The sequence below is a fragment of the Streptomyces sp. NPDC058671 genome, from assembly GCF_042716475.1.
Classification (GTDB): Bacteria; Actinomycetota; Actinomycetes; order Streptomycetales; family Streptomycetaceae; genus Streptomyces.
This window is the reverse complement of sequence record NZ_JBHXSA010000003.1, coordinates 140,745-155,216: the sequence shown is the minus strand read 5'-3', so window position 1 is coordinate 155,216 and position 14,472 is coordinate 140,745. Positions and strand designations below refer to the sequence as shown.

Below are 14,472 nucleotides of genomic sequence, written 5' to 3'. Positions count from 1 at the left end.
CCCTGACGGCCGGGCCGGGAGGGGTGCTGAGACAATGGGTGAGCCCGCCCGTACCCCGATTCTGCGAGGCCGAACGCCAGTGACCCGCGCCACCCTGGACAAGCAGCCGCACGAAGTCGCCTCGATGTTCGACGACGTGGCGGCGAACTACGACCTCACCAACGACGTGCTCTCCCTGGGCCAGGACCGGCGCTGGCGCAAGGAGGTCGCCAAGGCCGTCGACGCGCGCCCCGCGCAGAAGATCCTGGACCTGGCCGCCGGTACGGCGACGTCCTCGCAGCCGTTCGCCCGCGCGGGGGCGTACGTCGTGCCCTGCGACTTCTCGATCGGCATGCTCCGCGTCGGCAAGCAGCGGCACCCGTGGATGCCGTTCACGGCCGGCGACGGTACGAAGCTGCCGTTCCGCGACGACGTCTTCGACGCCGTCACCATCTCCTTCGGGCTGCGCAACATCCAGGACACCGAGCAGGCCCTGCGTGAGCTGTTCCGGGTGACGAAGCCCGGCGGCCGGGTCGTCATCTCCGAGTTCTCGCACCCGACCTGGGCGCCGTTCCGCACGGTGTACGAGGAGTACCTGATGCGCGCGCTGCCGCCGGTGGCCCGTGCCGTGTCGTCCAACCCGGACGCGTACGTGTACCTCGCCGAGTCCATCCAGTCCTGGCCGGACCAGCCGACCCTGGCGGGCATGCTCCAGAAGGCCGGCTGGTCGAAGGTGGCGTGGCGGAACCTGACCGGTGGGATCGTCGCCCTCCACCGCGGCTTCAAGGCCTGACGGTCACCTGACGTACAGGCCGGAGCCGCCGACGCCCGTGCGGGCCGCCGGCTCATGCCCCCGGTGGTGACCCTCCGGTCCCGGCGCGGCCGCCACCCATAGACTGCGATACGTCCTCATCGCCGAACCTTCGGGAGACTCCGCCGTGACCGAGCAGCCCCTCTCCGAGCACACCGCAGATGTGATCGTCGTCGGGGCAGGCCCGGCCGGTTCCACCACCGCGTACTACCTGGCCAAGGCGGGACTCGACGTCCTGCTCCTGGAGAAGACCGCGTTCCCCCGTGAGAAGGTCTGCGGCGACGGCCTCACCCCCCGCGCCACCAAGCAGCTCGTCTCCATGGGCATCGACATCTCCGAAGAGGCCGGCTGGCTGCGGAACAAGGGCCTGCGGATCATCGGCGGCGGCGTCCGCCTGGAGCTCGACTGGCCGGAACTCGCCTCGTACCCGGACTACGGACTCGTCCGCAAGCGCGACGACTTCGACGAGCAGCTGGCCCGCCAGGCCCAGAAGGCCGGCGCCCGCCTGTACGAGCGCTGCAACGTCGGCGCCCCGGTCGTCGACGACCGTACGGGCCGGATCACCGGCGTCCACGCCAAGCTCGGCGAGGAGAAGCGCGAGGTCACCTTCCACGCCCCGCTCGTCGTCGCCGCCGACGGCAACTCCACCCGGCTCTCCCTCGCCATGGGCCTGCACCGGCGCGAGGACCGGCCGATGGGCGTCGCCGTCCGCACCTACTTCACCACCCCGCGGCACGAGGACGACTACCTGGAGTCCTGGCTGGAGCTGTGGGACCGGCGCGGCGCGCAGGACCGTCTCCTGCCCGGCTACGGCTGGATCTTCGGCATGGGCGACGGCACCTCCAACGTCGGCCTCGGCATCCTCGACTCGTCGTCGGCGTTCAAGGAGCTGGACTGGCGCGAGGTGCTCAAGGCCTGGTGCGCCTCGATGCCGGAGGACTGGGGCTTCACCCCGGACAACATGACGACCCCGATCCGCGGCGCGGCCCTCCCGATGGCCTTCAACCGCCAGCCGCACTACACCAAGGGCCTGCTCCTGGTGGGTGACGCGGGCGGCCTGGTCAACCCGTTCAACGGCGAGGGCATCGCGTACGCCATGGAGTCCGGCCAGATCGCGGCCGACGTCATCGTCCAGGCCCACGCCCGCGCCACTCCCGCCCAGCGCGAACTGGCCCTGCGCAACTACCCGCAGGTCCTCAAGGACACCTACGGCGGCTACTACACGCTCGGCCGTGCCTTCGTGAAGCTCATCGGCAACCCGAAGATCATGAAGATCGCCGCCCAGCGCGGCCTGACCCACCCGCTCCTGATGAAGTTCACGCTGAAGATGCTGGCGAACCTCACCGACCCGACGGGCGGCGACGCCATGGACCGCATCATCAACGGCCTGTCCAAGGTCGCCCCCAAGTCCTGACCCCCGGCCGTACGAACGCCGAAGGGCCGTCCCTCCCCCGAGGAGTGACGGCCCTTCGCCGTGAAGGCGGGAAGGATCAGAGGATGCGCACGGCGCCCGACGGGGTGTCCCAGTCGAGGGAGCGCTGGACGACGCCGGTCGACGTGTTCTGCGCGCCGACGTAGTTGCCGCCGCCCACGTAGATGGCGACGTGGTACGAGCCGCTGCGGCTGCCCCAGTACAGGATGTCGCCCGGCTGGAGGTCGCTCAGGGAGACGGAGGTGCCCATGCTGGACTGGTCGCTGGAGATGCGGGGCAGGTCGATGCCGGCCTCGCGGTAGGCGGCCTGGACGAGACCCGAGCAGTCCCAGGAGTTGGGGCCGGTGCCGCCCCGCACGTAGGCGTCGCCGACCTGGGCGCGGGCGAAGGCCACGATCGCGGCGGCGGAGCCGGAGGGGGCCTGCGTCTCGGTGTCGCCGGAGTCGGACGAGGAGCCGCTGTCCGAGGACGACGAGCCGCTGTCGGAGGACGACGAGGAGCCGTTGTCGTCGGAGGAGCTCGCGGAGGTGGTGACGAGCTGGGTGCGCGCACGGTCGCGGGAGGCGCGCGCCTCCGCTTCCTGGCGCTCCTGCTCGGCCTGGAGGCGGGCCTTCTCGGCACGCTCGGCCGCGGCCTTGCGGTCCGCCTCGGCCTTGGCCTGCTTGGCTTCCTTGGCGGCCTTCTGCAGTGCCGCGTTCTCCTGCGCCAGGAGGCTCTGGTCGAGCGCCTCCTGGTGGGAGGCCTCGGCGGAGGCGGCGACGGCGCTGGCGAGACCGGCGCCGGTCTCCAGGGAGCCCAGGGTGGGCATTTCGATGGTCTCGGTCACCGGCTCGGCATTCGCCGGCCCGGCAGCACCGGCCACCGCGATGGCGCCGAGGACGCCACCGGCGACTCCGGCGCGCAGCGCGAGCTTCGAGGCGCTGCGGCGGGGCTTCCGGTGGCTGGGTATGTGAGCGGTGTGGGACATGGGTACAACCGCTATCAGGGCTACACGGTTCCCTTCAAGAAAGGTGGGTTGCGCCACAGTTACGTTCGGAAGCTTCTAATCCGCTTCCGTGGGGCCCTTATTGACGCCGTAACGGGCAAAACGGGCATGGCGTAACTGGCCCTTGATCACGGGTTTTCATTGAAACGCCCGAATTGCCCGACCCTTACCACCTCTTGGCACCCTTGGCCAAGCCCCGCTTTTTCGAAGACCTGACGGCGTGATGCAGGTCACACCGGCGTCTCACGAACGCTCGTGAAAGCGCGCACGTGTCCACCCTCGTCCACGACGCCCCTCGACCGGGCGACGAGCGGTCGCTTTATCACCGTGACGCGTCCATCGCCAATTTGCTTGTATGGGCCACGGCTTGATAGAGCGGCACCCCCTCCGATCAGCGATTTCCGGTCCGGATGTCACATCTGGTGATCACCTGGGCGCTTCGCGCAACAAGATCACCGCTCATCCGACTTCATGATCCTTCGTCAGGTGGTGGAGATCACAAACTCGTTGGCGCACCCCGTGTCGCAGATCACAGAGGGGCAGGCATAAGATGCGGGGCAGCCGGGCTTGTGAACTGCCTCACATGGGGGCGATCTTTCACTCCGGCCGTGCGGTCCAACGGTCAAGGACGACTGGAAGGAGCGAGGAGCGTGAATGCGTACGCGCCCGTCCTCGTGCTCGGTGCCCTGGGTGCGGGGTTTGCGATCTTCTCCGTGGTCATGGCCACGCTTATCGGCCCAAAGCGGTACAACAGGGCAAAACTTGAGGCGTACGAGTGCGGCATCGAGCCGACGCCCACTCCCGCCGGAGGCGGCCGCTTCCCGATCAAGTACTACCTGACGGCGATGCTCTTCATCGTCTTCGACATCGAGATCGTCTTCCTCTACCCCTGGGCCGTCACCTTCGACGCCCTGGGGCTTTTCGGGCTCGTGGAGATGCTGCTCTTCGTGCTCACCGTCTTCGTCGCCTACGCCTACGTGTGGCGTCGCGGCGGCCTGGAATGGGACTGAGGGGCTGAGGGGCACCTATGGGACTCGAAGAGAAACTCCCGAGCGGCTTTCTGCTGACGACGGTCGAACAGGCCGCGGGCTGGGTGCGCAAGGCGTCCGTGTTCCCCGCGACCTTCGGCCTCGCCTGCTGCGCCATCGAGATGATGACCACCGGAGCCGGCCGGTACGACCTGGCCCGCTTCGGCATGGAGGTCTTCCGCGGCTCGCCGCGCCAGGCCGACCTGATGATCGTGGCCGGCCGGGTCAGCCAGAAGATGGCACCCGTCCTGAGGCAGGTCTACGACCAGATGCCCAACCCCAAGTGGGTCATCTCCATGGGCGTCTGCGCCTCCTCGGGCGGCATGTTCAACAACTACGCGATCGTCCAGGGCGTCGACCACATCGTGCCGGTCGACATCTACCTGCCCGGCTGTCCGCCGCGCCCGGAGATGCTGATCGACGCGATCCTCAAACTCCACCAGAAGATCCAGACCTCCAAGCTCGGCGTGAACGCCGAGGAGGCGGCTCGCGAGGCGGAGGAGGCGGCGCTCAAGGCGCTGCCGACGATCGAGATGAAGGGTCTGCTCCGGTGAGCGACGAAACCCCGAAGGGTGACGAAACCCCGAACCCCGACAAGGAGCTGAGCGAGCAGAACCTGCCCGGTCAGCGCGGGGACCACGGCGAGGAGGTCCGGGTCCAGCGGGGCATGTTCGGCGCCCAGAGCGGCGCCGACACCTCCGGCTACGGCGGCCTCGTCCGCTCGATCCGGCTCCCCGGCCCGGCCACCCGCCCCTACGGCGGCTGGTTCGACGAGGTCGCCGACGAACTCGAGGGCGCCCTCGAGGAGCAGGGCCTGCTCCCGGACAACGCCATCGAGAGGACGGTCGTCGACCGCGACGAGCTCACCTTCCACATCGAGCGCGAGCACCTCGTCCGCGTGGCCCGCACCCTGCGCGACGACCCGGCGCTCCGCTTCGAGCTCTGCACCGGCGTCTCCGGCGTCCACTACCCCGGGGACAAGGGCCGCGAGCTGCACGCCGTCTACCACCTGCGCTCGCTCACCCACGGCCGGCTGATCCGCCTGGAGGTCTCGGCCCCCGACGCCGACCCGCGGATCCCGTCCCTCGTCGCCGTCTACCCGACGAACGACTGGCACGAGCGCGAGGCGTACGACTTCTTCGGCATCGTCTTCGACGGCCACCCCGCCCTCACCCGGATCATGATGCCGGACGACTGGCAGGGCCACCCGCAGCGCAAGGACTACCCCCTCGGCGGCATCGCCGTCGAGTACAAGGGCGCCCAGATCCCGGCTCCGGACCAGCGGAGGTCGTACTCGTGAGCACTTCCCACGCGTCTCCCCGAGAGACGACAGAAGGCACCGTCTACACGGTGACCGGTGGCGACTGGGAAGAGGTCGTCCAGTCCGCCGCCAAGGCCGACGACGAACGCATCATCGTCAACATGGGCCCCCAGCACCCCTCCACCCACGGCGTGCTCCGGCTCATCCTGGAGATCGACGGCGAGACCGTCACCGAGGCCCGCTGCGGCATCGGCTACCTCCACACCGGCATCGAGAAGAACCTCGAGTACCGGACCTGGACGCAGGGCACCACCTTCGTCACGCGCATGGACTACCTCACCCCGTTCTACAACGAGGCGGCGTACTGCCTGGGCGTGGAGAAGCTGCTCGGCATCACCGACGGGATCCCGGACCGGGCGAGCGTCATCCGGGTCCTGCTCATGGAGCTCAACCGGCTCTCCTCCCACCTGGTGTGCATCGCCACCGGCGGCATGGAGCTCGGCGCCACCACGATCATGATCTACGGCTTCCGGGACCGCGAGATGATCCTGGACCTGTTCGAGCTGATCACCGGCCTGCGCATGAACCACGCGTTCATCCGCCCCGGCGGCCTCGCCCAGGACCTTCCGCCCGGCGCCGTCGACGCCGTGCGCGAGTTCGTGAAGACCATGAAGAAGAACCTGCCGGAGTACGACAAGCTCGCCACCGGCAACCCCATCTTCAAGGCCCGTATGCAGGATGTCGGCTACCTCGACCTCACCGGCTGCATGGCCCTCGGCGCCACCGGCCCGATCCTGCGCTCGGCGGGCCTCCCGCACGACCTGCGCAAGACCGACCCGTACTGCGGCTACGAGAACTACGACTTCGAGGTCCCGACCGCCGACACCTGCGACTCCTACGGACGGTTCCTCGTCCGCCTGGAGGAGATGCGGCAGTCCCTCCGGATCGTCGAACAGTGCCTCGACCGCCTGGAGCCGGGCCCGGTCATGGTCGCCGACAAGAAGATCGCCTGGCCCGCGCAGCTCGCGCTCGGCGCCGACGGCCTCGGCAACTCCACCGACCACATCGCGAAGATCATGGGCACCTCCATGGAGGCCCTGATCCACCACTTCAAGCTGGTCACCGAGGGCTTCCGGGTCCCCGCCGGGCAGGCCTACGCGGCCGTCGAGTCACCCAAGGGCGAGCTCGGCGTGCACGTCGTCTCCGACGGCGGCACCCGCCCCTTCCGGGTCCACTACCGGGACCCGTCCTTCACCAACCTCCAGGCCATGGCCGCGATGTGCGAGGGCGGCCAGGTCGCCGACGTCATCGTCGCCGTCGCCTCCATCGACCCCGTGATGGGAGGCGTCGACCGATGACCGACCAGATCAGCCTGGGCATGCCCCAGCTCCCCGCCCCCGCGTACCCGGCCGAGGTCCACGCCCGGCTGGCCGCGGACGCGGGGGAGATCATCGCCCGCTACCCGGACTCCCGCTCCGCGCTCCTGCCGATGCTGCACCTCGTGCAGTCGGAGGAGGGGCATGTGACCCGTACCGGTATGCAGTTCTGCGCCGACACGCTCGGCCTCACCACCGCCGAGGTCACCGCCGTCGCCACCTTCTACTCGATGTACCGGCGCAAGCCCTCCGGCGACTACCAGGTCGGCGTCTGCACCAACACGCTCTGCGCGGTCATGGGCGGCGACGCCATCTTCGAGGAGCTCAAGCAGCACCTGGCCGTCGGCAACAACGAGACGACCGAGGACGGCAAGATCACCCTCGAGCACATCGAGTGCAACGCGGCCTGCGACTTCGCGCCCGTCGTGATGGTCAACTGGGAGTTCTTCGACAACCAGACCCCCGAGTCCGCCAAGAAGATGGTGGACGACCTGCGGGCCGGACGAACCGTCGAACCCACCCGCGGCGCCCCGCTCTGCACCTTCAAGGAGACCGCCCGCATCCTGGCCGGCTTCCCCGACGAGCGCCCCGGCGCCGTCGAGGCCACCGGCGGCGCGGGCCCCGCGTCCCTCGTCGGCCTGCGCCTGGCCAAGGGCGAGAACCCGTCCCACCGAATCGTCCACCCGCGCGGTGAGTCCTCCGGTCAGGAGGGGGAGTGATGACCTTGGCCGCCGAGATCAACAACAGCAGCCCCGAGAAGCTTCTCGCGCCCGTCCTGTCCGCCTTCTGGGACCAGCCCGACTCCTGGACCCTGGAGACCTACGAACGCCACGACGGGTACCAGGGCCTCAGGCGGGCCCTCGCGATGAGCCCCGACGACCTCATCGCGTACGTCAAGGAATCCGGCCTCCGCGGCCGCGGCGGCGCCGGCTTCCCCACCGGCATGAAGTGGCAGTTCATCCCGCAGGGCGACGGCAAGCCGCACTACCTCGTCGTCAACGCCGACGAGTCCGAGCCCGGCACCTGCAAGGACATCCCGCTCCTCTTCGCCAACCCGCACTCCCTCATCGAGGGCATCGTGATCGCCTGCTACGCGATCCGGTCGAACCACGCCTTCATCTACCTGCGCGGCGAGGTCGTCCCCGTCCTGCGGCGCCTGCACGAGGCCGTCCGGGAGGCCTACGCGGCCGGCTACCTCGGCACGAACGTCCTCGGCAGCGGACTCGACCTCGAACTCACCGTGCACGCCGGCGCCGGCGCGTACATCTGCGGTGAGGAGACCGCGCTCCTCGACTCGCTCGAAGGGCGCCGCGGCCAGCCCCGGCTGCGCCCGCCCTTCCCCGCGGTCGCCGGTCTGTACGCCTGCCCCACCGTCGTGAACAACGTCGAGTCCATCGCGTCCGTTCCCGCGATCCTCCAGCGCGGCAAGGAATGGTTCACGTCGATGGGGAGCGAGAAGTCCCCGGGCTTCACGCTCTACTCGCTCAGCGGGCACGTCACCTCGCCCGGCCAGTACGAGGCACCCCTCGGGATCACCCTGCGCCAGCTCCTCGACATGAGCGGCGGCATGCGCCCCGGCCACCGCCTCAAGTTCTGGACCCCCGGCGGCTCCTCCACCCCCATGTTCACCGACGAGCACCTCGACGTGCCCCTCGACTACGAGGGCGTCGGCGCCGCCGGATCCATGCTCGGCACCAAGGCACTCCAGTGCTTCGACGAGACCACCTGCGTCGTCCGGGCCGTCACCCGCTGGACCGAGTTCTACGCCCACGAGTCCTGCGGCAAGTGCACCCCCTGCCGCGAGGGCACCTACTGGCTCGTCCAGCTGCTCCGCGACATCGAGGCCGGGCGCGGGCGGATGTCCGACCTGGACAAGCTCAACGACATCGCCGACAACATCAACGGCAAGTCGTTCTGCGCCCTCGGCGACGGCGCCGCCTCGCCGATCTTCTCCTCGCTGAAGTACTTCCGCGCGGAGTACGAGCAGCACATCACCGGCCGGGGCTGCCCCTTCGACCCCGCCAAGTCGACCGCCTGGGCGGACAACCACAAGGAGGTGACGGCATGACGGTGACCACGTCCAACCCGGCCGGCGGCGAAGCCGCCCTCCCCCCCGAGGATCTCGTCACGCTGACCATCGACGGCGCCGAGATCTCCGTCCCCAAGGGGACGCTGGTCATCCGCGCCGCCGAACAGCTCGGCATCGAGATCCCGCGCTTCTGCGACCACCCGCTCCTCGACCCCGCGGGCGCCTGCCGCCAGTGCATCGTCGAGGTCGAGGGCCAGCGCAAGCCGATGGCCTCCTGCACCATCACCTGCACCGACGGCATGGTGGTGAAGTCGCAGCTGACCAGCCCGGTCGCCGAGAAGGCCCAGCACGGCGTGATGGAACTGCTGCTCATCAACCACCCGCTGGACTGCCCCGTCTGCGACAAGGGCGGCGAGTGCCCCCTGCAGAACCAGGCCATGTCCCACGGGCAGGCCGAGTCCCGCTTCGAGGGCGTCAAGCGGACGTACGAGAAGCCGGTCCCGCTCTCCACCCAGGTGCTGCTCGACCGCGAGCGGTGCGTGCTCTGCGCCCGCTGCACCCGCTTCTCCAACCAGGTCGCGGGCGACCCGATGATCGAACTGATCGAGCGCGGCGCGCTCCAACAGGTCGGCATCGGCGACGGCGACCCCTTCGAGTCGTACTTCTCCGGCAACACCATCCAGATCTGCCCGGTCGGCGCCCTCACCTCGGCCGCCTACCGCTTCCGCTCCCGCCCCTTCGACCTGGTGTCCTCGCCGTCCGTGTGCGAGCACTGCGCAGGCGGCTGCGCCACCCGCACCGACCACCGGCGCGGCAAGGTCATGCGGCGGCTCGCCGCCGAGGACCCGGAGGTCAACGAGGAGTGGATCTGCGACAAGGGCCGCTTCGGCTTCCGGTACGCCCAGCAGCGCGACCGGCTCACCACCCCCCTCGTCCGGAACCCCGGGACCGGTGAGCTGGAGGCCGCGTCCTGGCCGGAGGCCCTGGAGGCCGCCGCCAACGGCCTGGTCCGCGGCCGCACCGGTGTCCTCACCGGAGGCCGGCTGACCGTCGAGGACTCCTACGCGTACGCCAAGTTCGCCCGGGTCGCCCTCGACACCAACGACATCGACTTCCGGGCCCGGGTCCACTCCGGCGAGGAGGCCGACTTCCTGGCCTCCGCCGTCGCCGGACGCGGCCGCGACCTGGACGGTGGTGGTGTCACCTACACCTCGCTGGAAGCCGCCCCGGCCGTCCTCCTCGCCGGCCTGGAGTCCGAGGAGGAGGCCCCCGGCGTCTTCCTGCGGCTGCGCAAGGCCTGGCGGAAGAAGGGCCAGCGGACGTACGCCGTCGCCGCCTTCGCGACCCGGGGCCTGGAGAAGGCCGGCGGCACGCTGCTGCCCGCCGCCCCCGGCACCGAGACCGAGTGGCTCGACGCGCTCACCTCACGGGTCGGACTGGAGGGCGACGGCCTCGCCGCCGCCCAGGCCCTGCGCGAAGAGGGTTCCGTCATCGTCGTCGGCGAACGGCTCGCGGCCGTCCCCGGCGCCCTCACCTCCGCCCTGCGCGCCGCGGCCGCCACCGGCGCCCGGCTCGTGTGGATCCCGCGCCGCGCGGGCGAACGCGGAGCCGTCGAGGCCGGAGCGCTCCCGGCGCTGCTGCCCGGCGGACGGCCCGCGACCCACCCCCGCGCGCGTGAGGAGGTCGCCGCCGCCTGGGGTGTCCGTGAACTCCCGCACCGCTACGGACGCGACACCGGCCAGATGATCGAGGCCGCCGCCACCGGCGAACTCGGCGCGCTGCTCGTCGCCGGCGTCGAGGTCGCGGACCTGCCCGACCCGACGCGCGCGCGTGAGGCCCTCGACGCGGCCTTCGTGGTCTCCCTGGAGCTGCGGCCCAGCGAGGTCACCTCCCGCGCCGACGTCGTCCTCCCGGTCGCCGCCGTCGCCGAGAAGGCCGGCACCTTCCTCAACTGGGAGGGCAGGGCCCGGCTCTTCGAGGCCGCGCTCAAGCCCGAGCAGATGACCCGGCCCGTCGCGCCGGGCGACGCGCGCGTGCTCCACATGCTCGCCGACGCCCTCGACGTCCACCTGGCCCTGCCCGACCTCAGGGCCGTACGGCGGGAGCTGGACCGGCTCGGCGGCTGGACCGGGCAGCGGGCGTCCGAGCCCGTCGAACCCGGCCGGCCCGCGCCCCGCGCCGGCGAGGGCGAGGCCGTCCTCGCCGGACACCGGCTCCTGCTCGACCTGGGCCGGCTCCAGGAGGGCGACACCGCCCTCGCCGGGACCCGGCACGCGGCCGTCGCCCGGCTCTCCGCCGCCACCGCCGCCGACACCGGCGTCAAGGACGGCGACGTCCTGGAGGTCACCGGACCCGCCGGCTCGGTCGCCTTCCCGCTCCAGGTCACGGAGATGCCCGACCGGGTCGTCTGGGTCCCGCTGAACTCGGCGGGCCGCGGAGTCCTCTCCGACACCGGCGCCCAGCCCGGCGACCTGGTCCGCATCGGCGCGGTCACCCCGACGGAGGTCCAGGCATGAACACCGTGCTCGCCGCCGAAGACCTGTCCATGTTCGGCACGGACCCCTGGTGGCTCGTCCTGATCAAGGCCGTCTTCTGCTTCGCCTTCCTGATGATCACCGTGCTCTTCTCCATCGTGTGGGAGCGCAAGGTCGTCGCCTGGATGCAGCTGCGCGTCGGCCCCAACCGGCACGGCCCCTGGGGCCTCCTCCAGTCCCTCGCGGACGGCATCAAGCTGATGCTCAAGGAGGACGTGATCGTCAAGAAGGCCGACAAGGTCGTCTACGTCCTCGCCCCGATCGTTGCCGCGATCCCCGCGTTTATGGCGATCGCCGTGATCCCCTTCGGTCCGGCCGGCAACGAGGTCTCGATCTTCGGCCACCGCACCGCGATGCAGCTCACCGACCTGCCGATCGCGATGCTGTACGTCCTCGCGGTCGCGTCCGTCGGCATCTACGGCATCGTCCTCGCCGGCTGGTCGTCCGGCTCCACGTACCCGCTGCTCGGCGGCCTCCGCTCCTGCGCGCAGATGATCTCGTACGAGATCGCCATGGGCGCGGCCTTCGCCTCCGTCTTCCTCTACTCCGGGTCGATGTCGACCTCGGCGATCGTCGAGGCGCAGGCGGACCGCTGGTTCGTGATCCTGCTGCCGGTGTCGTTCATCATCTACATCGTCACGATGGTCGGCGAGACGAACCGCGCCCCCTTCGACATGCCGGAGTCCGAGGGCGACCTCGTCGGCGGCTTCAACACCGAGTACTCGTCCATCAAGTTCGCGATGTTCATGCTCGCCGAGTACGTGAACATGGTGACGGTCTCGGCCGTGTCGGTGACCCTCTTCCTGGGTGGCTGGCGGGCCCCGTACCCGGTCTCCACCTTCTGGGAGGGCGCCAACCACGGCTGGTGGCCCATGCTCTGGTTCGTCCTCAAGGTGCAGCTGCTGCTCTTCTTCTTCATCTGGCTGCGCGGCACCCTGCCCCGCGTCCGCTACGACCAGCTGATGAAGCTCGGCTGGAAGGTCCTCATCCCGGTCTCCGTGGTCTGGCTCATGCTGGTCGCCACCGTCAGGGCCCTGCGGAACGAGAACATCGCCTTCACCAACATCGTCCTGTACGTCGCCGGGGCCGTCCTCGGACTGCTGCTGCTCTCCTTCGTCGTCGACGTCTTCCGTGACCGGAAGGCGAAGGCGGCGGCGGCCGGGCCCGAGGACGAGCCCGCCTTCGACCCGATGGCCGGCGGCTTCCCCGTACCGCCCAAGCCCGGACAGTCCCTGGCGCCCGTGCCCCGGCGCACGCCGCGACGGGACCGGGACCTCGTTGTCAGTGGCGCCCCCGATACCGCTACTGCGAGTGATGGAAAGGAGACGGACGGTGTCTGACTTCCAGAATCCGGTGGCCGGCTTCGGCGTGACCTTCAAGGCCATGTTCAAGAAGCGGCTGACCGAGCAGTACCCGGAGCAGCAGAAGACGACGGCGCCCCGCTTCCACGGCCGGCACCAGCTCAACCGTCACCCCGACGGCCTGGAGAAGTGCGTCGGCTGCGAGCTGTGCGCCTGGGCCTGTCCCGCCGACGCCATCTACGTGGAGGGCGCGGAGAACACGGACGAGGAGCGCTACTCGCCCGGCGAGCGCTACGGCCGCGTCTACCAGATCAACTACGCCCGCTGCATCCTGTGCGGGCTGTGCATCGAGGCCTGCCCCACGCGGGCCCTGACGATGACCAACGAGTTCGAGCTGGCCGACTCCTCCCGCGCGAACCTGATCTACACCAAGGAGCAGCTCCTCGCGGGACTCGAGGACACCATGGTCGACACGCCGCACGCGATCTTCCCCGGCATGACCGAGCAGGACTACTACCGGGGGCTGGTCACCGAGGCCGCGCCCGACACGGTCCGCCAGGTCGCCGTGTCCAAGGGAGAGACGGGCGCGGAGGAGGGGGTGGACGCATGAGCGCGAACCTCGCCGCGTACGCGACCTCTTCGGGTGAGGCCTTTCAGTTCTGGGTCCTCGGCACCGTCGCCGTCATCGGCGCCCTGTGCACGATCCTGATGAGGCGGGCCGTCCACTCGGCGCTCTGCCTCGCCGGGACCATGATCATCCTGGCGGTCTTCTACCTGGCCAACGGGGCGTACTTCCTCGGCATCGTCCAGATCGTCGTCTACACCGGCGCGATCATGATGCTCTTCCTCTTCGTCGTCATGCTGGTCGGTGTCACCGCCGCGGACTCGCTGAAGGAGACCCTCAAGGGCCAGCGCTGGTGGGCCGCCGCCTGCGGTCTCGGCTTCGGCATCCTGCTCGCCGCCGGAATCGGGAACGCGTCGCTGACGGAGTTCGCCGGCCTGGGTGCCGCCAACGGCGCGTACGGCGGAAACGTCGAGGGTCTCGCTGCCCTCATCTTCACCAAGTACGTCTTCGCCTTCGAGATGACCGGAGCGCTCCTCATCACCGCCGCCGTCGGCGCGATGGTGCTCACCCACCGCGAGCGCACCGAGCGGGCCCGCACCCAGCGCGAGCTGGCCGAGCAGCGCGTACGGGAAGGCAAGCACCTCCCGCCGCTCCCGGCTCCGGGTGTGTACGCCCGGCACAACGCGGTGGACATCGCCGGACTGCTGCCCGACGGCACCCCGTCGGAGCTCACCGTCATGCAGACCCTGCGCAAGCGGGGCCAGGTCCGGGACGTGTCCACCGAGGCCCTCGCCGACCTCAAGGCCCTGGAGCAGCGCTCCGAGGAGCGGCTCGGCCGGGACCGGGACGAAGAGGAGGCCACCCGGTGAATCCCGTCAACTACCTGTACCTCGCCGCCCTGCTGTTCACCATCGGTGCGGCCGGGGTGCTGATCCGGCGCAACGCGATCGTGGTCTTCATGTGCGTCGAGCTGATGCTCAACGCCTGCAACCTCGCGTTCGTCGCCTTCTCCCGTATGCACGGAAACCTCGACGGCCAGATCATCGCGTTCTTCACGATGGTCGTCGCCGCCGCGGAGGTCGTCGTCGGGCTCGCGATCATCGTGTCCGTCTTCCGTGCCCGCCACTCGGCCTCGGTCGACGACGCAAGCCTGATGAAGCTGTGAGGGGCT

14 protein-coding genes are annotated in these 14,472 nt (G+C 69.9%); 13 read left to right on the top strand and 1 reads right to left on the bottom strand.

Annotated elements, in window-relative coordinates:
* Window positions 1-79: 79 nt before the first annotated feature.
* Together ACFWV2_RS05115 and ACFWV2_RS05110 are read left to right on the top strand one after the other, a co-directional pair.
* Window positions 80-772 carry a demethylmenaquinone methyltransferase gene (locus ACFWV2_RS05115; protein WP_360785149.1) on the top strand — a complete coding sequence of 231 codons (693 nt, stop codon included), beginning with the start codon at window positions 80-82 and terminating at the stop codon, window positions 770-772.
* Between the two features lie 145 nt (window positions 773-917).
* Window positions 918-2,204 (top strand): geranylgeranyl reductase family protein, encoded by a 1,287-nt coding sequence (locus ACFWV2_RS05110; RefSeq protein ID WP_384401819.1) that lies wholly within the window; start codon window positions 918-920, stop codon window positions 2,202-2,204.
* Between the two features lie 76 nt (window positions 2,205-2,280).
* Here ACFWV2_RS05110 and ACFWV2_RS05105 read toward each other — a convergent pair whose 3' ends face one another.
* A complete protein-coding gene (locus ACFWV2_RS05105; RefSeq protein WP_384401816.1) occupies window positions 2,281-3,189 on the bottom strand; it encodes a C40 family peptidase in 909 nt (302 codons plus the stop codon).
* A 668-nt stretch (window positions 3,190-3,857) separates the two neighbouring features.
* On the opposite strand from ACFWV2_RS05105, the gene ACFWV2_RS05100 reads away from it, so the two are divergent.
* From ACFWV2_RS05100 to nuoK, 11 genes are read left to right on the top strand one after another with little or no spacing between them, the layout of a single operon-like run.
* Window positions 3,858-4,217: an NADH-quinone oxidoreductase subunit A gene (locus ACFWV2_RS05100; RefSeq protein ID WP_019888619.1), complete on the top strand. Its 360-nt coding sequence runs from the start codon at window positions 3,858-3,860 to the stop codon at window positions 4,215-4,217.
* 17 nt (window positions 4,218-4,234) lie between these two features.
* On the top strand, window positions 4,235-4,789 hold the full coding sequence (locus ACFWV2_RS05095; protein WP_053743379.1) for an NADH-quinone oxidoreductase subunit B family protein: 555 nt from the start codon (window positions 4,235-4,237) through the stop codon (window positions 4,787-4,789).
* The gene (locus tag ACFWV2_RS05090; RefSeq protein WP_360785156.1) at window positions 4,786-5,535 is read left to right on the top strand and encodes an NADH-quinone oxidoreductase subunit C; all 750 of its coding nucleotides are present in this window, start codon (window positions 4,786-4,788) and stop codon (window positions 5,533-5,535) included. The genes ACFWV2_RS05095 and ACFWV2_RS05090 overlap by 4 nt, the downstream gene beginning before the upstream one ends.
* Window positions 5,532-6,854, top strand: a complete 1,323-nt coding sequence (locus ACFWV2_RS05085) for an NADH-quinone oxidoreductase subunit D (RefSeq protein WP_384401812.1) — start codon at window positions 5,532-5,534, stop codon at window positions 6,852-6,854. The genes ACFWV2_RS05090 and ACFWV2_RS05085 overlap by 4 nt, the downstream gene beginning before the upstream one ends.
* A complete protein-coding gene (gene nuoE / locus ACFWV2_RS05080; protein WP_384401809.1) occupies window positions 6,851-7,591 on the top strand; it encodes an NADH-quinone oxidoreductase subunit NuoE in 741 nt (246 codons plus the stop codon). Before ACFWV2_RS05085 ends, nuoE begins: the two co-directional genes overlap by 4 nt.
* Window positions 7,591-8,940: an NADH-quinone oxidoreductase subunit NuoF gene (nuoF, locus tag ACFWV2_RS05075; protein WP_384401806.1), complete on the top strand. Its 1,350-nt coding sequence runs from the start codon at window positions 7,591-7,593 to the stop codon at window positions 8,938-8,940. The genes nuoE and nuoF overlap by 1 nt, the downstream gene beginning before the upstream one ends.
* Window positions 8,937-11,417, top strand: coding sequence for an NADH-quinone oxidoreductase subunit G (locus tag ACFWV2_RS05070; protein WP_384401803.1), 2,481 nt, complete (start codon window positions 8,937-8,939; stop codon window positions 11,415-11,417). The genes nuoF and ACFWV2_RS05070 overlap by 4 nt, the downstream gene beginning before the upstream one ends.
* On the top strand, window positions 11,414-12,775 hold the full coding sequence (nuoH, locus tag ACFWV2_RS05065) for an NADH-quinone oxidoreductase subunit NuoH (RefSeq protein WP_384401800.1): 1,362 nt from the start codon (window positions 11,414-11,416) through the stop codon (window positions 12,773-12,775). The genes ACFWV2_RS05070 and nuoH overlap by 4 nt, the downstream gene beginning before the upstream one ends.
* Complete coding sequence (nuoI, locus tag ACFWV2_RS05060) at window positions 12,768-13,346, top strand: NADH-quinone oxidoreductase subunit NuoI (RefSeq protein WP_384401797.1); 579 nt, start codon at window positions 12,768-12,770, stop codon at window positions 13,344-13,346. Before nuoH ends, nuoI begins: the two co-directional genes overlap by 8 nt.
* Window positions 13,343-14,170, top strand: coding sequence for an NADH-quinone oxidoreductase subunit J (locus ACFWV2_RS05055; RefSeq protein ID WP_360785169.1), 828 nt, complete (start codon window positions 13,343-13,345; stop codon window positions 14,168-14,170). Before nuoI ends, ACFWV2_RS05055 begins: the two co-directional genes overlap by 4 nt.
* A complete protein-coding gene (gene nuoK, locus ACFWV2_RS05050; protein ID WP_030214504.1) occupies window positions 14,167-14,466 on the top strand; it encodes an NADH-quinone oxidoreductase subunit NuoK in 300 nt (99 codons plus the stop codon). The genes ACFWV2_RS05055 and nuoK overlap by 4 nt, the downstream gene beginning before the upstream one ends.
* Window positions 14,467-14,472 lie beyond the last annotated feature (6 nt).